General features: G+C 63.6%; 20 protein-coding genes. 11 read left to right on the plus strand and 9 right to left on the minus strand.

The genetic code is table 11. The features are described 5' to 3' along the window. Positions 1–55 precede the first annotated feature (55 nt). The 3 genes from ACYVKM_RS10600 to nfi all read right to left on the minus strand — a co-directional run bounded on the left by ACYVKM_RS10600 (position 56) and on the right by nfi (position 3,249). Positions 56–517: a GNAT family N-acetyltransferase gene (locus ACYVKM_RS10600; RefSeq protein ID WP_460877547.1), complete on the minus strand. Its 462-nt coding sequence runs from the start codon at positions 515–517 to the stop codon at positions 56–58. Between the two features lie 79 nt (positions 518–596). Beyond that, complete coding sequence (locus tag ACYVKM_RS10605) at positions 597–2,438, minus strand: ABC transporter ATP-binding protein (RefSeq protein WP_460877822.1); 1,842 nt, start codon at positions 2,436–2,438, stop codon at positions 597–599. An 88-nt stretch (positions 2,439–2,526) separates the two neighbouring features. Then, positions 2,527–3,249, minus strand: coding sequence for a deoxyribonuclease V (gene nfi / locus ACYVKM_RS10610; protein ID WP_460877548.1), 723 nt, complete (start codon positions 3,247–3,249; stop codon positions 2,527–2,529). Positions 3,250–3,351: 102 nt separating this feature from the next. Between nfi and ACYVKM_RS10615 the strand changes: the two genes are divergently transcribed. From ACYVKM_RS10615 to ACYVKM_RS10630, 4 genes are all read left to right on the plus strand, one after another. Next, positions 3,352–5,763 (plus strand): DUF3772 domain-containing protein, encoded by a 2,412-nt coding sequence (locus ACYVKM_RS10615; protein ID WP_460877549.1) that lies wholly within the window; start codon positions 3,352–3,354, stop codon positions 5,761–5,763. A gap of 77 nt (positions 5,764–5,840) precedes the next feature. Beyond that, positions 5,841–6,269, plus strand: coding sequence for a VOC family protein (locus ACYVKM_RS10620; RefSeq protein WP_460877550.1), 429 nt, complete (start codon positions 5,841–5,843; stop codon positions 6,267–6,269). Positions 6,270–6,584: 315 nt separating this feature from the next. Continuing rightward, positions 6,585–6,917: a superoxide dismutase gene (locus ACYVKM_RS10625; protein ID WP_460877551.1), complete on the plus strand. Its 333-nt coding sequence runs from the start codon at positions 6,585–6,587 to the stop codon at positions 6,915–6,917. Between the two features lie 62 nt (positions 6,918–6,979). Further along, positions 6,980–7,570 carry a cysteine hydrolase family protein gene (locus ACYVKM_RS10630; RefSeq protein ID WP_460877552.1) on the plus strand — a complete coding sequence of 197 codons (591 nt, stop codon included), beginning with the start codon at positions 6,980–6,982 and terminating at the stop codon, positions 7,568–7,570. Positions 7,571–7,578: 8 nt separating this feature from the next. On the opposite strand, the gene ACYVKM_RS10635 is transcribed toward ACYVKM_RS10630, so the two are convergent. After that, on the minus strand, positions 7,579–7,932 hold the full coding sequence (locus tag ACYVKM_RS10635) for a winged helix-turn-helix transcriptional regulator (protein WP_460877553.1): 354 nt from the start codon (positions 7,930–7,932) through the stop codon (positions 7,579–7,581). A gap of 200 nt (positions 7,933–8,132) precedes the next feature. Here ACYVKM_RS10635 and ACYVKM_RS10640 point away from each other — a divergent pair, with 200 nt between their 5' ends. Beyond that, positions 8,133–8,549, plus strand: coding sequence for a GFA family protein (locus tag ACYVKM_RS10640; RefSeq protein ID WP_460877554.1), 417 nt, complete (start codon positions 8,133–8,135; stop codon positions 8,547–8,549). A 401-nt stretch (positions 8,550–8,950) separates the two neighbouring features. Here the strand turns inward: ACYVKM_RS10640 and ACYVKM_RS10645 are convergent, their stop codons facing one another. From ACYVKM_RS10645 to ACYVKM_RS10660, 4 genes are all read right to left on the minus strand, one after another. Further along, a complete protein-coding gene (locus ACYVKM_RS10645; RefSeq protein WP_460877555.1) occupies positions 8,951–9,430 on the minus strand; it encodes a DUF3761 domain-containing protein in 480 nt (159 codons plus the stop codon). A gap of 279 nt (positions 9,431–9,709) precedes the next feature. Beyond that, positions 9,710–11,365, minus strand: a complete 1,656-nt coding sequence (locus ACYVKM_RS10650) for an alpha/beta hydrolase (protein WP_460877556.1) — start codon at positions 11,363–11,365, stop codon at positions 9,710–9,712. Between the two features lie 78 nt (positions 11,366–11,443). Next, positions 11,444–12,181, minus strand: coding sequence for a nuclear transport factor 2 family protein (locus ACYVKM_RS10655; RefSeq protein WP_460877557.1), 738 nt, complete (start codon positions 12,179–12,181; stop codon positions 11,444–11,446). An 84-nt stretch (positions 12,182–12,265) separates the two neighbouring features. Next, a complete protein-coding gene (locus tag ACYVKM_RS10660) occupies positions 12,266–13,957 on the minus strand; it encodes a serine hydrolase (protein ID WP_460877558.1) in 1,692 nt (563 codons plus the stop codon). Positions 13,958–14,133: 176 nt separating this feature from the next. Here ACYVKM_RS10660 and ACYVKM_RS10665 point away from each other — a divergent pair, with 176 nt between their 5' ends. The 4 genes from ACYVKM_RS10665 (at position 14,134) to ACYVKM_RS10680 (ending at position 16,234) form a co-directional block, all read left to right on the plus strand. Then, entirely contained in the window at positions 14,134–14,973 is an 840-nt protein-coding gene (locus ACYVKM_RS10665) for a DUF72 domain-containing protein (protein WP_460877559.1), read from the plus strand. 151 nt (positions 14,974–15,124) lie between these two features. Then, entirely contained in the window at positions 15,125–15,538 is a 414-nt protein-coding gene (locus tag ACYVKM_RS10670; protein WP_460877560.1) for a guanyl-specific ribonuclease, read from the plus strand. Further along, the gene (locus ACYVKM_RS10675; RefSeq protein ID WP_460877561.1) at positions 15,535–15,978 is read left to right on the plus strand and encodes a barstar family protein; all 444 of its coding nucleotides are present in this window, start codon (positions 15,535–15,537) and stop codon (positions 15,976–15,978) included. The genes ACYVKM_RS10670 and ACYVKM_RS10675 overlap by 4 nt, the downstream gene beginning before the upstream one ends. Positions 15,979–16,009: 31 nt before the next feature. Beyond that, on the plus strand, positions 16,010–16,234 hold the full coding sequence (locus ACYVKM_RS10680) for an RNA-binding S4 domain-containing protein (RefSeq protein ID WP_460877562.1): 225 nt from the start codon (positions 16,010–16,012) through the stop codon (positions 16,232–16,234). A gap of 22 nt (positions 16,235–16,256) precedes the next feature. Here ACYVKM_RS10680 and ACYVKM_RS10685 read toward each other — a convergent pair whose 3' ends face one another. Then, positions 16,257–17,072, minus strand: a complete 816-nt coding sequence (locus ACYVKM_RS10685) for an arylamine N-acetyltransferase family protein (protein WP_460877563.1) — start codon at positions 17,070–17,072, stop codon at positions 16,257–16,259. A 132-nt stretch (positions 17,073–17,204) separates the two neighbouring features. Between ACYVKM_RS10685 and msrA the strand changes: the two genes are divergently transcribed. Together msrA and ACYVKM_RS10695 are read left to right on the plus strand one after the other, a co-directional pair. Further along, positions 17,205–17,912, plus strand: a complete 708-nt coding sequence (msrA, locus tag ACYVKM_RS10690) for a peptide-methionine (S)-S-oxide reductase MsrA (RefSeq protein ID WP_460877564.1) — start codon at positions 17,205–17,207, stop codon at positions 17,910–17,912. 222 nt (positions 17,913–18,134) lie between these two features. Beyond that, positions 18,135–19,982, plus strand: coding sequence for an ABC transporter ATP-binding protein (locus ACYVKM_RS10695; RefSeq protein WP_460877565.1), 1,848 nt, complete (start codon positions 18,135–18,137; stop codon positions 19,980–19,982). Positions 19,983–20,006 lie beyond the last annotated feature (24 nt).

Below are 20,006 nucleotides of genomic sequence, written 5' to 3' on the forward strand. Positions count from 1 at the left end.
CGCCCGCTCAAAACATCGAGCCTATCATTTACGCGACTGGCGCCTCTACGTCCATCTACAGCAGCTTGCGATAGACAATGAAGCCGGATTTCTCGGCAACCCTGTCGTAGAGCTGCATTGCGGTGGCATTCGTTTCGTGGGTTTGCCAGTAGACGCGCTGGCAGCCGGCATCACCGGCCCGCCGGTAGACATCTTCGATCAGCGCACGGCCCACTCCCTTGCCCCTGGCTGCCTCAATCGTGAACAGGTCCTGCATGTAGCAGCTCGGGCCCAGCTGGATCGTGCTGCGGTGATAAAGGAAGTGCGCCAGGCCGAGCATCACCCCTGCACTTTCGGCAACCAGCGCATGCACGGGTTCATAGGCATCGAAGAAACGCGACCAGGTCGTCTGCGTGATCCCGATCGGCAACGCGGCTGGACCGCTACGGCCGTAAAAGGCGTTGTAACCGTCCCAGAGGACTTTCCAGGCTGGATAGTCCTCTTCCACCACTGGCCGTATCACGATTTTGTGATTCACACAGATGCCCTCAGATTTCCCTGGGTTATCGGCTACCAGGATTCAACACATCAACAAGCCCGGTCATGGCGCAGCACTCTCACGCCACGGCATCCTCCGCCGCCACGAACCCACCCGTCTGCCGCCGCCACAACCGCGCATACAAGCCTTCGTGCGCAATCAGCTCGGCGTGCGTGCCGGTCTCGACGACATGCCCCTTGTCCAGTACCACCAGCCGATCCATCCGGGCAATGGTGGAAAGGCGATGTGCGATCGCGATCACCGTCTTGCCCTGCATCAGGATGTCGAGGCTGTCCTGGATCGCGGCCTCTGCTTCGGAATCGAGTGCGGAGGTGGCTTCATCCAGCACCAGGATCGGTGCGTCCTTCAGCAGCACGCGCGCGATCGCGATGCGCTGGCGCTGGCCGCCACTGAGCTTTACACCCCGTTCGCCCACCAGCGCCTCGTAGCCGACTCGGCCTTCCCCATCGATCAGCTGCGGAATGAATTCGTCCGCGCGCGCCTTGCGCACGGCGTCGAGGATCTGCGCTTCGCCGGCATCCGGACGTCCGTACAGCAGGTTGTCGCGGATCGAGCGGTGCAGCAGCGAGGTGTCCTGGGTCACCACGCCGATCTGCGAGCGCAGGCTTTCCTGGGTGACGTTCGCGATGTCCTGGCCATCGATCAGGATGCGGCCGCCTTCGAGGTCGTACAGCCGCAGCAGCACGTTGACCAGGGTGGACTTGCCGGCGCCGGATGGCCCGACCACGCCGATCTTCTCGCCGGCACGCACGGCCAGGTCGAGTCCGGCGATCACGCCGCCCTTTTTCCCGTAGTGGAAATGGATCTGCTCGAAATGCACCGCGCCATTGACCACCTCCAGCGGCATCGCGCCTTCGCGGTCCTGCACCGCACGTGGCTGCGAAATCGTGGTGATGCCGTCCTGCACCGTGCCCACGTTCTCGAAGATGCCGTTGACCACCCACATGATCCAGCCGGACATGTTGTTGATGCGGATCACCAGCCCGGTCGACAGCGCGATCGCGCCCACCGTCACCTTGCCCTGGCTCCACAGCCAGATCGCCAGCGCCGAGGTGCCGACGATCAGGAAGCCGTTGAGCGTGGTGATGCTGGCGTCCATCGCGGTGGTGAGCCGGGTCATCCGGCGCAGCTTGCCGGTCTGCTCGGCCATCGCCTCGGCCACGTAGCTTTCCTCGCGCCGCGTATGCGCGAACAGCTTCAGCGTCAGCACATTGCTGTAGCCGTCGACGATGCGGCCCATCAGCTTCGAGCGCGCCTCCGAGGCCAGCCACGAGCGCTGCTTGGTGCGCGGGATGAAGAACGCCAGCGTGCCGACATACGCAAACAGCCACAGCACCAGCGGCGCGGCCAGCCAGAAGTCCGCCTGCGCGAACAGCACGATCGCGCTACCGGTATAGATGGTGACGTACCAGATGGCATCGACGATCTGCACCGCCGACTCGCGCAGCGAGGCGCCGGTCTGCATGATGCGGTTGGCGATGCGACCGGCGTAGTCGTTCTGGAAGAAGCCCAGGCTCTGCCGGATCACGTAGCGATGGTTCTGCCAGCGGATGCGGTTGGTCAGGCTGGGGGCGATCGACTGGTTCACCAGCAGGTCGTGCGCGCCGATCATCAGCGGCCGTGCAATCAAGGCCACGAAACCCATCCACAGCAGCTCACGGCCATGCTGGTGAAAGAAATCCGCCGCCGGCACACCCTTGGTCATGTCGACGATGCTGCCGATGAAACCGAACAGCGACACCTCGATGATCGCCACGCCGAAGCCGACCACGATCGCCGCGGCGAACACCGGCCATACCTGGCGCAGGTAGAAGATATAGAACCGGCCTACCGGCGACGGCGGCATGTCGTCGACCGGTTCCTTGAACGGGTCGATCAGGGATTCGAACCAGCGGAAGATCATGGGGCGTTCCAGTCATTCCTGCGGGCATGGTGCTTGAAGCACACCAGCGGAACGGTGAGCATGCCATGCCCGAGAGCGGAGCAGCCTAGTTGCCGCCAAAATCCAGATCAAGACTTTGTAACTTCTGCCCATCACGCCGCGACGCGAGCCGATCCGCCAGCCGTGTCGGTTCAGGTAGCCTGTAGCGCGTGCAGCAGGCCAGTACGAGCCGTGGCGCGCTGACCATACTTACCCGATGTCCGGGCGAAACGATCAGCGGCTTGATGCGATCCTTGCTGCGCAGCACGGTACCGATGGTCTTGCCCCGATAACGGAGATCGGCACGATCGCCGCGCCATGGCCCCACTTCGTCGTGATGGCCTACCAGGATCGATTTCGCCACGCCGATGGTCGGCAGGTTGCTGATCACGCCAAGGTGCGCGGCGATGCCGAGTCCACGTGGATGGGCAATGCCCTGCCCGTCGACGAAGATCAGGTCGGGCACCTGCGGCAGTTGGGCCAAGGCCTGCAGCACCGCCGGCAACTCGCGAAACGAGAGCAGTCCGGGAATGTACGGCATGCGGGTGGGCAGTCGCGCGACCACCTCCGCCAGCACTTGCAGGGTCTTCGCATCCAGCAACACTGCCGCAGCGCGAGTGACCGCACCTTCGGCTTCGAAGCCCACGTCAACACCGGCCAGTATGCGCAGTGGCGGATAGTCGTCCTGCAGTCGCGCTCGCCGGGCCAGTTCCGTCTGCAGCGCCCGGGCGCGGGCCACGTCACCGTCCCACGCCAGCCGCTCGTCGTTGCCTGTATCCAGGGGTTCCATCACTTCAGCGTGGATCGCGCAGCCTGAACGCCGCGTCAAAGCCCGCGCTCCGGAGAGGTCATTTCGATTGACCCGTCCGGACAAGGCCGTGATCATCCACGGATGCCTACCCTGTTCCGCTATTTCCTCGCCATGCTGCTGGCCGTGTCCAGCGGCAACCTGTTGGCGCAAGACACGCCCGATGCCACTGCAGCCGCTGCGACGCCAGCACCGACTCCGGCGCAAACGCTCACCCAGCTGCGCTCCCAGCTGGACGGCATCAAGGCCACGGTGGAATCCAAGAAAGACGATGTGCCGCTGTCCGACCTGCGCACCAGCGCGCTCGCGGTACAGCAGCAGGCGGAGCAGCTGGGCTCCACGCTGTCGCCGCAATCCGCCAGCCTGCAGGCCCGACTGGACGTACTCGGCCCTCCGCCCGCCAAGGGAGCGCCTGCCGAATCCGCCGAACTCAGTTCACAACGACGGCAGCTGAGCAAGGCCAAGAGCGACCTGGACGGCCAGATCAAGCAGGCCAATTCGCTCAGCACGGAGGCCACCCAACTCGCGGCACACGTCGCCGAATTGCGTGCAGACCAGTTCCAGACCCAGCTCGCTTCACGCACCGCGACACCATTCAGCCGTGCGTTCTGGGCCGACCCGGTCAAGGCATTCCCCGGAGACGCAACCCACGCCGCGCGACTGGGCAGCGATGTGGCGGCAGCCGTCGAACAAGCCTGGCAGCCACCCAACCGTACGCCGTTCGTACTGTGCCTGATCGTCGCCGTGCTGCTGCTCACCGCGGGGCGCCGGTTGGTCGAACGTGTACTCGTGAGCGTGACCGCCAACCGCATGCCGGCCGGCCGGCTGCGACGCAGCGCTCTGGCGGTCGCGGTGACACTGGCCTATACGCTGGCGATCGGGCTGGCAGCGCACTTCGCCTATCTCGCGCTGAATTGGAACGAGCTGCTGGACGAAGACCTGGACGACCTGACGCGCAAGATGGTGCGGCTGGTCACGTTCGCTGCCTTCATGACCGGCCTCGGTCGCGCCATGTTGTCCAACAAACGTCCGTCATGGCGATTGCCTGCCCTCTCCGATGACGCGGCGCAGCGGTTGCGCGCGTTTCCCTGGCTGCTGGGTGCTGCTGCCCTGCTGCTTGGCGTCATCGAAAGCATCAACAACGCGATCGGTGCCAGCCTCGCGACCACGGTGACGACGCGCGGGCTGCTCTCCTTGTTGATCGGGCTGCTGGTGGGCAGTGCCCTGCTGCGCCTGGGTCAGTCACGCCGCGCCATACTGGCCGCCGGCGAACTGCCCGAACGGCGTCCGCTGTGGGTCGGTCTGGTGGTGGGGGCAGCCTTCGTCTGTGTGGGCATCACCCTGCTCGGCGTGACCACGGGTTACATCGCCTTCGCGTTCTTCATCGCACGGCAGATGCTTTGGGTCGGGGTGATCCTTACTTCGCTGTACCTTCTGATGCACCTGGTCGACGACATCTTCGACACCGTGTTCGCACCCAAGGGGCGCACCGGCATGCGCATGCAGAGCAGCTTCGGGCTGCCCCCCAGCGCGCTGGAGCAGACCGGTACGCTGTTGTCCGGCATCACTCGGGCGGCCCTGCTGATCCTGGCCGTGGCGTTCGTGCTTGCACCGTTCGGTGCCGGCCCGCAGGAACTGGCAGGCCGCGTGGGCGGCTTGCTGTCGGGTGCTTCGCTGGGCAAGCTCAAGATCGTGCCGGGAGCCATTTTCGGCGCCGCGCTGCTGTTCGCGCTCGGCATGATCGTGCTGCACGTGATCAAGAACTGGCTGAGCGAGCAACTGCTGCCGAAGACCTCGCTCGATCCCGGCATGCAGAACTCGATGGTCACCCTGCTCGGCTACGTCGGCGGCGTGCTGGTGTTCGGACTGGCCCTGGCCGATCTGGGTGTGGACCTGCAAAGCATCGCCTGGATGGCCAGCGCGCTGTCGGTAGGTATCGGCTTCGGTCTGCAGGCAATCGTGCAGAACTTTATCTCCGGCCTGATCCTGCTCGCCGAACGTCCGGTGAAGGTGGGCGACTGGGTCAGCATCGGCGGCGTCGAGGGTGATATCCGCCGCATCAACGTACGCGCCACCGAGATCCAGATGAGCGACCGCTCGACCATGATCGTGCCGAACTCGCAGTTCATCACCTCGAACGTGCGCAACGTGACCCTGGCCAACGCGCAGGGTCGCGTGCAGATCAAGCTGCCGATGCCGCTGGATACCGACGCGGGCAAGGCGCGCGAGCTGATCCTGGAGGTGCTGCGCGTGCACCCCGGCACGCTGGGCATGCCGGCGCCCAGCGTGCAACTGGAGAACCTCGATGGCGGCACGATGCTGTTCAGTTGCACCGCCTACGTCAACAGCCCACGCGAGGTCAGCGGCGTGAAGAGCGACCTGCTGTTTGAAGTGCTCGAACGCCTGCGCGAAGCAAAGCTGCCGATGACGAGCCCGCAGAGCATGATCGTGCGCAACTTGCCACCGCTTCCCGACAGCCACGACGAACAGGATTGAGCGACCTGGCGAAGGAGCTGCGCGCAAGCCGGCAATGGCGCTAGCCTTGCAGTTCCGTTCCCACCGGAGTCTTCATCATGGGTCCTTCGCCACAGCAAGGCAGCACGATCATCCCGTGTCTGCGCTACCGCGATGCACACGCCGCGATCGAATGGCTATGCAAGGCATTCGGATTCACCAGGCACGCCGTCTACGAAAACGACCAGGGCGGCGTGGAACATGCGCAACTGACTCTGGGCAACGGCATGATCATGCTCGGTGAAGTGCGAGACAACGATTTCGGCCGGCATATCGCCCAGCCCGACGAGATCGGCGGCCGTGAAACGCAATGTGCCTGCGTGATCGTGGCCAACTGCAAGTCGCATTACCTGCAGGCCAAGGCAGCCGGAGCGGTGATCGTAGACGACTATGCCGAGAAGGATTATGGCGGCGCCGGCTACAGCTGCCACGATCCGGAAGGCCACCTGTGGTACTTCGGCAGCTACGACCCGTGGCAGGAAACCTGAGCAACGGGCAGCCGCCGCGACGCACTCGCAACTGATGCGATTCTCGCCAAGCTGGACGACGTGCCGGGCTCGCGTTGTGCCGTGGACGAGCAACTATCGAGGAAGCAGCTGAGCTGCAACTCCGCTGACGCATCGGTCCGAACGCCGTCTATCCGCTGCGGAATCATCCGATATCCTCGCCCGACCACAAGGGAATACTCGACGCCCAGATCGCACAAGGGCTCTTCGTGCACACACACGCAACGCACCAAACGGTGCGTTGACGCACGCCAAGTGCTGCCCTTTACTGCCATCCCATTCGGCAGGAGGCAGTCCGTGAAGATAATCGCCTTTGACAACTTCAAGCCTGGAGTGACGATCGAAGACCTGAAGCCCTATCTGCGAGACGAAGTGTCGAATGTGTGGAGGCTGTGGAAAGCCGGGATCGTCCGCGAGAACTACGCCCGCGCAGATGTCGGTGGCGTGATCATCGTCTTCGAGCTCGACAGTGTTGAAGACGCGAAGCGTTACACCGAAGATTTCCCGCTATCGAAGGCGGGGCTGCTGGAATGGCATTTCCTGGCGTTCGACGCACCGTTGCCTCTCGAATACCTCTTCGACTCTTCAGTCGACGTCGCGACGCCCTGGGATCGGACCGTAACGAAATGATTCGGTCCGGATGCGGCATCGATATTCCGACAACCTTGGCGGAATGGTGCGACCCGCAACGCATGGCGCTGGTCATCTACGACATGCAGGCGGGGATCTGCTGCCAGGTTGCCGGCGCCGAAACAATCATCGAACGAACGGCAAACGCTCTCGACGCCGCGCGAACGGCAGGCATGCGGGTAGCGTTCACCCGGCATCTCTCGCTGCCGCGCCGTTGGATGGGAATGACCCAGCTACGTACCGCCATGGCATGGCAACAGCACGAAGATCCCGACGCCATCGAATCGTGGTTCCCGCCCGACGCCGAGGCCACCGGAATCGTTCCGGCATTGGCGCCACTGCCCGACGAGGCGGTGTTCGACAAGCTCACCATGTCGGCGTTCGATTCCACTGCCCTGGCCTTTGCCCTGCATGACTGCGGAATCCGCGCGATCGCCATTGCCGGAATCGCGATGGAGATCGGCATCGAACCCACCGTTCGTCAAGCCACCGACAACGGCTTTACGGCCGTGCTGATCAATGACGCATGCGGGTTCGGCGATGCCGCTGCACGCGACCGTTCAATCGCGACTCTGGAATTCATCGGCGAAGCGGTCGTCACGGATACGGCGAGCTTCTGCCGCGCCGTGAGTTCTGCGGGAGCGACAGCATGACGGTCGCATCAAGCCGGGCGCGCCGGATCGGGGCGATACCTCACACCCATCGCTCGCCCGCGCGCATCACCCCAATCGTAGAGAGCCTGAAGCGTGCTCGCGAGATCGCGGCCAACACTGGTCAGCGCGTAACGCTCCTTTCCATCGTCATCGACTTCCAGGCTGACGAAGCCAATCTCGACCAGGTCGCCGAGCCGCTGGGACAACATTTTTTCAGACAGCGATGGAATCACCCGGCGCAGCTCGGAATATCGCATCGGTCCCTCCTTGATCCGCGCGAGGATCACCGTCTTCCACTTGCCGCCGAGCATGTCGAGCGCGAACTCGACCGGGCAACCGTACAGTCTTCTGCTCTTTGTCATGGCTAAAGCTTCGTACCTTCTGACGATACGTGATCCGATGAGCTTAGGCGCAACGGATTCGCAAGGAAAGGCATCGAAATGTCCAGACGGAATTTCTTTACTGCTCGTGTGCTGCCGGGCCCGCGACTACGGGCTTCAAAACTGAAGCAGAGTGTTGAACGTCAACCACTCACCATCAGTGTCCAAAGAAGAGGTTCGCAATGAGACCAATCACCTTGAGGTGCCGGTGTGGCAGTGTCCAGCTTCAAATCAGCGGTGCACCTGTAGCCCAGTTCTACTGCCATTGCGACGACTGCCAAGCTGTAACGGGCGGAGCATATGTACCCATTGCGCTCTATCCAGCAGAAGCAATCACGGTTACTGGAGATGGCCACACAACGTGGACATACAAAACCCTTCCACGTACTCGCTGCTCCACCTGCGGGACACTGCTTTTCGGGGAACCTTCGGGGCTTGGAATGCGCGGACTGAGCGGTAACTTGCTTCCAGAGGGCGCATTCAAGCCGGAGTTTCATAATCACTGCCAGTATGCGCGGCTTCCGGTCATGGACAAGCTACCTCACTTCAAAGGCGTTCCTGCCATCTTCGGAGGTACTGACGAAGTGGTCGGCTGGTAGCACCTGACAATTCATCCAAGCCGACGCCGCGGTGCGACTTAGTTCAAGCGAAAACCGGAATCCGCCGTGTTCAAACTCGAGGAACACGGTATGACCAAATACAGTATCGGATCGGAGCTGGAAGGTTCGTTCGCGCAAAGAGGTGATCGATCATGTCGTGAAGACCACGGACATGACGCACGAAGTACCACGGCTAGAGTTGATAGCCTTCGTGGATGGTGATGCCGCGTCCGCGCATTCGATCATGCATACGACGGACACTTGTGGCTGGGGCAGTGGTAGACCTTGCTCTTGTCGTTGACCCAGACCATGACCGGAGCACCCTGGCATGCGTCATGAGGCAAAACAAAGGGCCGGTGTGAACCGGCCCTTTGTTGATACCTAGCGGTCGAAACCGCGGGTTACGAACACTTCTCGCCTTTGGCTGCGTGATAACCCGCTGCCTGCGCGTCCGATGCGCTCATGTACTTGCCCTGCTTGGTGGTGCCGTACCACTTGCTGCCTTGGCAGTGATACGCCTTGCCCTTGCTACCGGTATTGACCCACACCTGGCCCGCACCACCACCCGCGGCAGGCGTTGCCGCTGGTGCCGGCATCGCGTGGGACGACTTCATGGCGGTGTTCGCGGCCGGTGCCGCAGCGGCGGCAGGTGCGGCGGCGGCAGCGGGTGCAGCTGCGGCTGCCGGTGTGCTCGCGGCGGCATACCACTCCTTCACACCCTTGTGGCCCTTGCACGCACCTTTCTTGGTGGCCTGACTGGAGTAGCTGCCATCCTTGCACTGGCCGGTGGAACCAGCAGGTGCGGAAGCCTGCTGCGCATAAACGGCGGAACCGGCGAACAGACAGGCCAGTGCCACGGCAAACAAAGCTGACGATTTCATCTTCGGACTCCCTCCAACGTGAATTCGCATAGCGAAATGGGTAACGCCGATCTGCTTGTGACGGGCCACCCCTTCCGCCTTGTCGGTCCCATGCCTGTTGCCTTCCGCGTGATGCGGTATGCGACTGCCTGCGACGACACCCAGGCACCCGCAACGGCAATGCCTGCCGCACGACTATGCCGCAAAAGCGTGACGGTGAGGTGTAGGTCTGTTCACGCGTTCATTTGGCGGAAGGCTGCGTCGCATAAACTTGCGAACAATGATCCACCGACATCGGGATCAGGGTGCCACGCTTGCCGGCGCCTTCAGCGTGGAATCCGGTCGCGCGGTCGCGTACATCGCCCAGCTGATCTGCTTGAGCAGGGCCTGACGATCCTTGCCCTGCATATACAGGTCGAAGTGCGTACGGTTCGGCAGGAAGTGGAATTCGGACTTCGCATGCAGGCCGTCCAGCACCGCCTGCAACCGGTGCGCGGCACCATCCAGATAAAAGGTGTCGGCCGTGCCGACGTACAGATGGATCTTGCCGTCCAGGTCCGCCTTGAGCTGCGGCCAGTCGCGCTGCAACCGATACGCGATGTCGTAGTGGTCGCGCCACCATGCCACTACTGCCGGATCGACGGCACCGGTGTCGCGGTTGAACATCGGCACCGGCTGACCGTCGCTGCCGCGCGGCGAGAACACCCACTCGAACGAGGCCAGCTGGCCGCCATAGGAACCGAGCACACGCTCGAGTTTCGCGAACTGCTCGAACGTGCCGAGTACCTTGGCGTGATCGCGCACCAGCGGATACGCCGAGCCGTCAGGCCGGTGGTAAGCGTTGGCGTTCGGCGCATACAGGTCGATGCCGGTGAAATCGTGGAAATCGCTGGGGTCGGGTGAGGTCGACCAGGTACCGCCGAAGATCTTCGGGTAGCGTGTCTGCAGCCACAGCGTGGCCCAGCCGCCGGAGGAGTGGCCGTTGAGGAAGCGTCCGTTCGCACGGCCATCCATCCGGTACTGCGATTCCAGTTGGGGGATCAGCTCCTCGGTAAGCGCGTGGCCCCACGGGCCGTTGTTCACCGAGTCGGCGAACTCGTGCGTGCCGGTCGGGCTCGATTCGTCGAGGAACACCCAGATCATCGGCGGCATCTCGCCCTTCGCCATCGCCGCATCGACATAGGACAGCGGTCCCAGCACGCGATCGTTGTTGCCGCCGAATCCCTGCGTGTAATACACCGTGGGATAGCGCGTGGCGGCCTTGCCATCGTAGCCCGGCGGCGTCAGCACCCAGCCGTGCATATGGATCGGACGACCCCAGAACGCACTCAGCGACGGGCTGACGAAATCCACCAGGGTCGCGTGCCGGCGCGCCGCGGCCAGCGCTTCATGCATGGCCGCCGGCGCTGAGGCTGAAGCCGTCCACGGATCGCGTGCCGGCAACGCCCGGGCCAAGGTCAGCGTGGGAATGCCGGCGCTCGGCAGATGGATTTTCACCACCTCGCTGACAAGGTCACCGGCACCACGTCCGGTGTAGTTGTAGCTGTGATCGACATCGAGCACGGCCTGGACGTAGTAATCGCCCGGCGGCAGCTGCGAATAGACCGCCGGAAATGCCAGCCGGTCGGCATCGAGATCGATGCTCTGCCCCGGTACCCAGTGGCTTACCTCACGCGCGGCCACGCTGGTTTCAGTGGCACGGAACGGGTTGGCATCCACCTCCTCGACCATGCTGCTCTTGCCGTCGGATTCAGTCTTCGCTTCGGCCTCTGCGGTCTTCGCGTCGATCGCGAACAACAGCAGTCGGCCCGAGGTCGGCTGTGTCGACGCTGCACCAAGCTGCACATGGAAGAAGCGATGGGTGGGAACGGCGGATGTGTCCTGCCGCGCGAGGGCAACGCCGGACAGCAAGCCAAGACCCAGCAACGCAGCAACAGCGTGACGGCAGTAGTTCATCAAGAATTCCCCTGGTGACCGAATGTTCGAAATGACTGCGCCGTGGCCGATGCCGCAGCGCACGTCCCACCCTGCAACTCAACTTGCCCGCTTCAACACCAGTGCATCTTGGCCGTCACGCCGGCTGATGATACCGATGACCTTGCCATCTGCATCGCGTTGGACGATTTTGCGCAACCGCGGCTGGCCCGGCGTGAACAACACATCGCGAACCTCCGCCTTCACGGCGTACGGCTTGCCGCCATTCAACGCGCCGACGAGCTCGTTGCCATGTCGGCTGATCACCAAGGTGAGGTCTGGGCCAGCCTTGTACGTACCCGCATATTCGTCCAGCACCGTAACCGGCAACGCGATGCCCGGTGGATCCTGCGGCACCGCGATCGTCTGGCTCGAGATCATGCGCCAGCCAGCGGCCTCTTTCAGCCACACCTCGGTCGAGCGGTAGTTCGCATGCGATACCTGCCCGGCCATGCTCACGGTGGACTGGTCGGTGAAGCGGGTCACCGCCACCGTGCCGTAGACCTCGACGTTGAAGTCGGTTTGCACGAGGTGATTGGACATGCCCTTCAAGGCCGGCCCGGCGCTGGCCAGGATGTCGTGTTTCGACACCACGCTGCCATCCTCGATCATGAAGGTCACACGGTCATCGAGATAACGATCGAGCACGGCAGCGTTGCCGCTGGCCGAGGCATCGGAGAACTCCTGCGATTGACGCTTGATCAGCGCAGCGACATCTTCCGAGGCAAATGCGGGCAGACACCCCGCCAGCAGCACGAACAGGGTGACGCTGGACAGGACACGACGACGGCACGACATGCACACCCCCTGGCACTGGTTATGGAACACGGTATCGAACAGAGGATGCGCCCGCGAATGAGTACGCGGGACGCCCCTTCATCATCACTCTTCCTCGGCAACCGGTTTGAGCGGAGCCAGCCGCAGATCCTGGAAATCGAAGCTGAAATCGGTCAGTGGCGACATCGGCTGCATGCGCACCTCGCGGATATGGCCGTCCACATCCATGCTGAAGTTGACGAACGCATCGGCGTTGAGCGCGCGATCGTCCCAGCGCACGATGAAAGTGTCGTGTTGCCACGGCGTCATCGTGCCGATCAGTTGCGCAGTCTTCGAGAACCGCAGGCGCAGCTTGCCATTCTCGTGACTGATGATGACGTCGCCGTACCACGGATCGCGGTAGATACCGGCGTACTGCGCCAATGGCAGCGAGGGCTTGCTGCTCTTGTCGCGAGCGGCTTCATGCTTGGCCAGGCTGTCGTCGGCCTTGGCTTCGCCGAGCTTCACCGCCTTGTCGTACACCGCCACCCAATCCGTCAATGAAGCCGCCGTCTTCTGGTCCGGATTCAGGTAGGCGTCGAGCACGCGGTAAGTCACTGCATTGAATGCAGCGCCGGATTCCTGGTTGGTCAGCACCACCACGCCCAGATGCAACTCGGGAACCAGCGTCACGCGTGAAACCATGCCCGGCCAACCGCCGGTATGCCAGACCAGCCGCTGGCCACGATAGTCCGACAGGAACCAGCTCTCGCCGTAGCCGTAGAAATGCGGCATCACGGGTGCCAGCTCGGGAATCGGCGGCTTGCCGATGGTGATCGGCGTCAGCATCGACCACATCTGTCGCTGGCTGTCCGCGGAGAACAGCCGCGCCGGCTTGCCATCCGGACCAGCGGTCGGCAATACGCCGCCGGCCAGCTGCACGTTCATCCACTTGGCCAGGTCATGCACGCTGGCATAGATGCCACCGGCGCCGGGATCGTTGAGCCAGGCCATCGGCGGCACCGGTTCGAGATCCTTGAAATTGGCCTTGGCATGGCCGATCGCCACATCCATGCCGGGTTTGAGGTAGGTCTTGTCGATCAGCGATTCATCCATGCCGACCGGTTGGAAGATGTGCTCGCGCACATAGTCGGCATAGCTCTGGCCCGAGGCCTGCTCGATGACCAGGGTGGCCACCGCGAACAGGATGTTGTCGTAGGCATAGCCGCTGCGGAAGCCATTCTTGATGGGCACGTTGCGCAGCCGCTCGACCACTTCCTTCGTCGTATACGAAGTCGGCGGCCAGTACAGCAGGTCGCCTGCACCGAGCGAGAGGCCGCTACGATGCGCCAGCAGGTCGCGGATGCGCATCTCGTGCGTGACGTACGGGTCGGACATGCGGAACCACGGCAGGTGGTCGATCACCCGGTCGTCCATCTTCAGCTTGCCGGCCTCGGCCAGCTGCTGCAGCGACGCGGCGGTGAACGCCTTGGTGTTGGAGGCGATCGCGAACAGCGTGTGTGCGTCGACCTTGTCCGGCTTGCCGATCTCGCGCAGGCCAAAGCCCTGCTCCATCACCACCTTGCCGTCCTTGACGATCGCCACCGCGATACCCGGCACGTCGAAAGTCTTGCGTGCGCTGTCGACGTAGGCAGCAAAATCCTGCAGCTGGGCCGGCAGCAGTGGCCGCACGATGTCGTGCGTACTGAACGGCAATGAAGAGGATTTCGCTGCCGGCGCCTGCGCCCCCGCGCTGCCGGCAAACACGAGCAGCGCGCAACAACCCACGAGGCGCAAGGAAAGGGATCGCTGGGACATCGAAGGCTCCGCTGATATGGCAACCGCGCCACTATCGCGACAAACCACGCACGACACCAGCGCTGGAAGTCACGCAAGCTTGAACGAGCATGCGGCCCGTCCCGCCACGCCATTCCGGCCAACAGCCTGCAGGCGGCTAAGATGAGGCACCGCCCACGTCATGCACGACCTACCCGATGCCAGCCGACCTGTTTGCCAACCAGCCAGCCCCTGACTGCCAGCGCATCCGCGTCGGCATCGGCGGCTGGAACTATGCGCCGTGGCGCAACAACTTCTACCCCGCCGGGCTGGTGCAGCGGCGTGAACTGGAATACGCCAGCCGCCAGCTGCGCGCGATCGAGATCAACGGCACCTACTACGGCGCGCAGAAGCCGGCGACCTACGCGAAATGGGCCGCGGAGACGCCTGCAGGTTTCGTGTTCTCGCTGAAGGCTCCGCGCTACATCACCGAAGGCAGGCGGCTGGCTGAAACCGGCAAGGGCATCGGCGGTTTCGTGCACGGCGGCCTTGCCGAAATGGGCGACCGGCTGGGCCCGATCCTGTGGCAACTGCCACCGTCGCGACCGTTCGACGCCGACGATCTGGCCGCCTTTCTGGACGCGTTGCCACGCGAACTGGATGGGCAGCCGCTGCGCCACGTGCTGGAAGTGCGCCACCCCAGCTTCCTGGGCGAGCGCTATGTAACGTTGGCACGAGCGCATGGCGTGCCGACGGTGTTCACCGATTCGCCCGATTACCCCTCACTGGCCGACCTCACCGGAGACTTCACCTACGCACGCCTGATGCGCAGCGCCGACGACATGCCCGCCGGCTATGCTCCCGCAGCCCTCGATCGCTGGGCCGAACACGCGCAAGGCTGGGCCGCAGGCGCCGACATCGCCGAATTGCCCCATGCAGCCGCATTGCAACCGGCGGTGCAACCCCGCGATGTCTTCGTGTTCTTCATCAGCAGCGCCAAGCATCGCAATCCGGCTGCTGCGATGGCACTGCAGTCGCGCATCGACGGCAACCACTGAATCCCGCGAACCGTCCGCTGCCGGCCCAGCCGATGGCGAAAAGAGCCGGTAACGCGACCATCCTGCACTCGTGCCCGCTGCTGCTCCCGGACTTACCCGTGGGCATGGCCTGCACTAAGCTCTGCCCTGCACCCTCACGCCAGCCATCCGCATGCGCCGACTTCCCCATCTGATCCTGCTTGCCGTGCTGGTGCTCGTCATGATGTGGTGGCACCGGCATGTGCCATCGCAACTCGGACCGACCAATCCGGTTGCAACCTCGCCGGCCGGCAATGGCACCGCATCCGCACTGCCGGCATACCTGCCGCCCGAAGCGCGCGACACGCTGGCCCTGATAGCCCATGGCGGACCCTTTCCGCACAGCCAGGACGGCGTAGTGTTCGGCAACTACGAACACCTGCTGCCGGAACAGCCGCGTGGCTATTACCACGAATACACGGTGGAGACGCCCGGCGCAGGCAATCGCGGCGCACGGCGCATCATCACCGGCGGCACGCCGCCCGACATCTACTACTACACCGACGACCACTACCACAGCTTCCGCAGCTTCAAGGTCAGCCCGTGAGCACACACGGCCTCGATCCGGACCTGACCCGACCAACCCAGAACGGCGTGTATTTCGTCGGCGCCGGCGATCTCGATCGTCTGGCCAGGACCGCGCTTCGCGACGATCTGCATGTCAGCCGCACGGATCTGACCGGCTGCCACGACAAGGATGAATTGCTGCAACGCCTTGCGGTATCGCTGCGGCTGCCTGCCACGTTCGGCTACAACTGGGACGCACTGGCCGACTGCCTGCGCGATCTGCACTGGATACCGGCCTGGGGGCATGTGCTGCTGTTCGATCATGTCGACGAACTGCGCCGGGCCGCCGAGGCCGACTATGACATCCTGCTGGGCATCCTCGACGATGCTGCGACATTCGGCAGCGAGCACGAGACACCTTGGTTTGCGTTTCTCGCGCTACCCGACGATGCGCTCGACAGCAGCCACGCCGCCTCCTGAAACCAGGCCACCTCAGCCACCCCGGAACATCATGCAAACCATCGAATTCGAACTGGAAGGCGACTACGTCGAGCTCAACATGCTGCTCAAGCTGGTCGGCCTGTGCGACAGCGGCGGTGCCGGCAAGGCGATCGTCGCCACCGGTGCGGTCAAGGTCGATGGCGTCACCGAACTGCGCAAGACCTGCAAGATCCACGCAGGCCAGGTCGCCACCCTCGACGACGTGGAAATCCACGTGTTGCCCGATTCGCGCTGAGCAGGCCGACTGCTCAGACGGATCATTGCGGCAGGCTGTCCAGCCGCTGATCGAAGCCGGCGAAATCCGGCACCCGCAGCAGGAATTCCTGCTCCAGCACGCGACGTATCTCTGCACTGTCGCGCAAGGCATGCCGCTCGGGCTCACGATCCAGCCGACGCACGGTGAACTCGCGGTTGAGCAGGCTCAGGCGCCGGTCGGCGGTGGTGCGGGCCGCGATCAGGTTGCCCACGAAGCGCGATGCCGGATGCGTGGACACATAGTGGTTGGCCACCACGTAATCGACCGGCTGGCTGGGCCGCAGGTCAAAGCGGTACAGCGACAGCCACTGCCCATGCATCAAGGCCTGCATGCGCCAGTCGCCATCCACCATGACCAGCCGGAACGGCTCATGTCCGGTGTCCTGCTCGATGTCGGCCTGCAGACGCAAGGCACCGGTAAGCACCTGGCCGCCAAAGCCGACATCGGCCAGCCAGCTCTCGCCGCCCAGCTCGATACGCAGCAGCATATGGGTCTGCGCGGTCACTGCATCCTCCGGCTGCCGCCACAGCACGCGGGCGATCAATCCCGACACCTCGAAACCGATCGTCCGCAGCACCGCGGCGAACAACAGGTTCTGCTCGAAGCAGTAACCGCCGCGGCCGTCGTGCACCAGCTTCCTCTCCAGCGCCGCCAGCTCCAGCTCGACCGACAGGCCGAACAGCGGGTTGAGATTCTCGAACGGAATGCTGGCCACGTGGGCCGCGACCAGTGCACGCAACGTCGGCAGGTCGGGTGCAACGTGGCCATTCAGGCCGATGCGCCGAAAGTAAGCATCCAGATCGATGGAACCGTGCATCTCGTGCTCCGCTTGAGTCGTATATGACGATGGTACCGGCGCGGCTGACGGTATGCAGGTAACCCGCAACAGGCAGCCAGCGAAGAACAGGTAACCGGGCGCAGCCCGCAGCCACCGTCAGCGAGGCACACCATGATTCGCCGCATCCGTTTCCAGATCCTTCCGCTTGTCGCCCTGTCGGTACTTGCCGTGAGCGCATGCCAGCCGGTGGCTGCCCGTGACGCGATGGTGTTGCCAGCACCAAGGATGGACGCTCCGAAGGCCACTGCACACGGCGACCAGGTTGCCGTGTTCGCCGGCGGCTGCTTCTGGGGCATCGAGGCAGTGTTCGAACATATCAAGGGTGTGCATCAGGCGACTGCCGGTTATTCGGGCGGCAACGCCGACACGGCGCATTACGACGAGGTCAGCGATGGCAACACCGGCCATGCCGAATCGGTAAAGGTACGGTTTGATCCGCAACAGGTCAGCTACGGCACCTTGCTGCAGGTGTTCTTCTCGGTCGCGCTCGACCCCACCGAACTCAACCGGCAAGGCCCGGACAGCGGCACGCAATACCGTTCGGTGATCTTCTACGGCAACGACGAGCAGAAGCAGATCGCCACCGACTACATCGCGCAACTGACAGCAGCGAAATCCTTCCCGGCACCGATCGTGACCCAGGTCGTGCCGCTCAAGGGGTTCTATCCCGCCGAGGCTTATCACCAGCATTATTTCAGCCAGCATCCGGACAATCCGTACATCGTGATCAACGACGCGCCGAAGGTGGCACACCTGCAGCAGCTGTTTCCGGCGCTGTACCAGCCGGATCGACAAATCGTGGATGTCCAGTTGCACTGATCATGGACTCAGCCCGCAAAGGATGGTCTGAATAACCCGTCATCCCAGCGAACCCCAAACAGGGGGCAAGAGCTGGGATCCAGTGCCGTTGCCAGTCACTTAAGACGCTGGATTGATCAGCTTCGCTGTTCCAGCTCCGACTTGCCACCTTGCATGGGGCGGCACGACCCCCATCTGGGGAGTTCTGCGCCTTTGACGCTGCTGGCCTGACGATCTCCCCACGTGCCGCCCCACGCTCATTCACCGCCGACTGAATCCACCGAACTCACCCGCAGCTTCCTGGGTGTGTTCCGCTACAGCGGGCGCGCGCTGGAACTGGTGTGGAGCACCAGCCGCCCGTTGACCGTCGCGCTGGCGTTGCTGACGCTGATTGCCGGTCTGTTGCCCGCCGGCGTGGCCTATGTCGGCGCGCATATCGTCGACGCGGTGGTCAGCGCAAGCCGCCAGTGGGCAAACAACGGCCATGCGCCGCTGATATCGGTGTTCCAGTGGGTGGCGCTGGAAGGCATCCTGGTGGCAGCCCTCGCCGGAGCGCAGCGCGGCCTGTCGATGTGCCAGTCGCTGCTGCGCGCGCAGCTGGGACAACGCGTCAACGTGATGATCCTGGAGAAGGCGCTGACGCTGGAACTGGCGCATTTCGAGGACTCCGAGTTCTACGACAAGCTCACTCGCGCCCGCCGCGAGGCGTCGACCCGACCACTGTCGCTGGTCACCCGCACGTTCGGCCTGGGCCAGAACGCGATCTCGCTGATCAGCTACGGCACCTTGCTGTTCCATTTCTCGCCATGGGCGGTGGCGGTGCTGCTGCTGGCCGGATTGCCCTCGTTCCTGTCCGAAACCAAGTTTTCCGGCGACGCATTCCGGCTGTTCCGCTGGCGTTCGCCAGAAACGCGCATGCAGCTGTATCTGGAAACCGTGCTCGCGCGCGAGGACCACGCCAAGGAGGTCAAGCTGTACGAGCTTGGCCCGCTGCTGCTGGATCGCTATCGCGACATCTTCGACAAGCTCTACGGCGAGGATCGCGACCTGACCGTCCGCCGCGAAAGCTGGGGCTTCGGACTCGGCCTGCTGGGCACGATCACGCTGTACGGTGCCTATGCGTGGATCGCCATGACCACGGTGATCGGGCGCATCACGCTGGGTCAGATGACGATGTACCTGTCGCTGTTCCGGCAAGGCCAGTCGGCGGTCTCGGCGATGCTGTCGGCGATCGGCGGCATGTACGAGGACAACCTGTATCTGTCGACCCTGTACGAGTATCTGGAAACGCCGGTACCACCGTCGCAGGGCACGGCCCAGCGCGGCGCAAAGCCAGACGACGGCATCCGCTTCGAACAGGTCAGCTTCACTTATCCCGGCGCCAGTGAGCCGGCACTGCACGACATCAACCTGCATATCCGTCCCGGCGAATCGCTGGCCCTGGTCGGCCAGAACGGCTCCGGCAAGACCACCCTGATCAAGCTGCTGACGCGGCTGTACTCGCCCGACAGCGGCCGCATCCTGCTCGACGGCACCGACCTGCGCGACTGGGACGAAAGCACCCTGCTGCAGCGTATCGGCGTGATCTTCCAGGATTTCGCGCGCTACCAGATGCGCGTCGGCGAGAACGTCGGCGCCGGCGACGTCAGCCATTTCGAGGACGAGGCGCGCTGGCGCGAGGCCAGCGACAAGGGCATGGCCAGCGAATTCATCGATGGCCTGCCGTCCGGCTTCAACACCCAGCTCGGCAAGTGGTTCCGCGAAGGGCGTGAACTGTCGGGCGGACAGTGGCAGAAGATCGCGCTGGCGCGTGCCTTCATGCGCTCGCGCGCGGACATCCTGGTGCTGGACGAACCCACCGCGGCGATGGACGCCCAGGCCGAGGCGAACATCTTCGAACACTTCCGCGACCTGGCCGGCAACCGCATCGCGATCCTGATCTCGCACCGCTTCTCCACCGTACGCATGGCCGACCAGATCATCGTGATCCAGGACGGTCGGATCGTCGAGCACGGCAGCCATGAACAGTTGATGGCGCAGGACGGCCACTATGCGCACCTGTTCTCGCTGCAGGCGCAGGGTTATCGCTGATCGGCTTGACCCTGCCTGCCCGCG

Source organism: Rhodanobacter koreensis (assembly GCF_054782855.1).

Excerpts from the sequence above, each read along its gene's own strand:
- nfi (WP_460877548.1), bottom strand. The coding sequence starts at position 3,249 with ATGGAACCCCTGGATACAGGCAACGACGAGCGGCTGGCGTGGGACGGT.
- ACYVKM_RS10615 (WP_460877549.1), top strand. The coding sequence starts at position 3,352 with ATGCCTACCCTGTTCCGCTATTTCCTCGCCATGCTGCTGGCCGTGTCC.
- ACYVKM_RS10685 (WP_460877563.1), bottom strand. The coding sequence starts at position 17,072 with ATGCACGGTTCCATCGATCTGGATGCTTACTTTCGGCGCATCGGCCTG.
- ACYVKM_RS10645 (WP_460877555.1), bottom strand. The coding sequence starts at position 9,430 with ATGAAATCGTCAGCTTTGTTTGCCGTGGCACTGGCCTGTCTGTTCGCC.
- ACYVKM_RS10630 (WP_460877552.1), top strand. The coding sequence starts at position 6,980 with ATGGCGCTGGTCATCTACGACATGCAGGCGGGGATCTGCTGCCAGGTT.
- ACYVKM_RS10620 (WP_460877550.1), top strand. The coding sequence starts at position 5,841 with ATGGGTCCTTCGCCACAGCAAGGCAGCACGATCATCCCGTGTCTGCGC.
- ACYVKM_RS10665 (WP_460877559.1), top strand. The coding sequence starts at position 14,134 with ATGCCAGCCGACCTGTTTGCCAACCAGCCAGCCCCTGACTGCCAGCGC.
- ACYVKM_RS10670 (WP_460877560.1), top strand. The coding sequence starts at position 15,125 with ATGCGCCGACTTCCCCATCTGATCCTGCTTGCCGTGCTGGTGCTCGTC.
- ACYVKM_RS10650 (WP_460877556.1), bottom strand. The coding sequence starts at position 11,365 with ATGAACTACTGCCGTCACGCTGTTGCTGCGTTGCTGGGTCTTGGCTTG.
- ACYVKM_RS10680 (WP_460877562.1), top strand. The coding sequence starts at position 16,010 with ATGCAAACCATCGAATTCGAACTGGAAGGCGACTACGTCGAGCTCAAC.
- msrA (WP_460877564.1), top strand. The coding sequence starts at position 17,205 with ATGATTCGCCGCATCCGTTTCCAGATCCTTCCGCTTGTCGCCCTGTCG.
- ACYVKM_RS10635 (WP_460877553.1), bottom strand. The coding sequence starts at position 7,932 with ATGACAAAGAGCAGAAGACTGTACGGTTGCCCGGTCGAGTTCGCGCTC.
- ACYVKM_RS10640 (WP_460877554.1), top strand. The coding sequence starts at position 8,133 with ATGAGACCAATCACCTTGAGGTGCCGGTGTGGCAGTGTCCAGCTTCAA.
- ACYVKM_RS10660 (WP_460877558.1), bottom strand. The coding sequence starts at position 13,957 with ATGTCCCAGCGATCCCTTTCCTTGCGCCTCGTGGGTTGTTGCGCGCTG.
- ACYVKM_RS10655 (WP_460877557.1), bottom strand. The coding sequence starts at position 12,181 with ATGTCGTGCCGTCGTCGTGTCCTGTCCAGCGTCACCCTGTTCGTGCTG.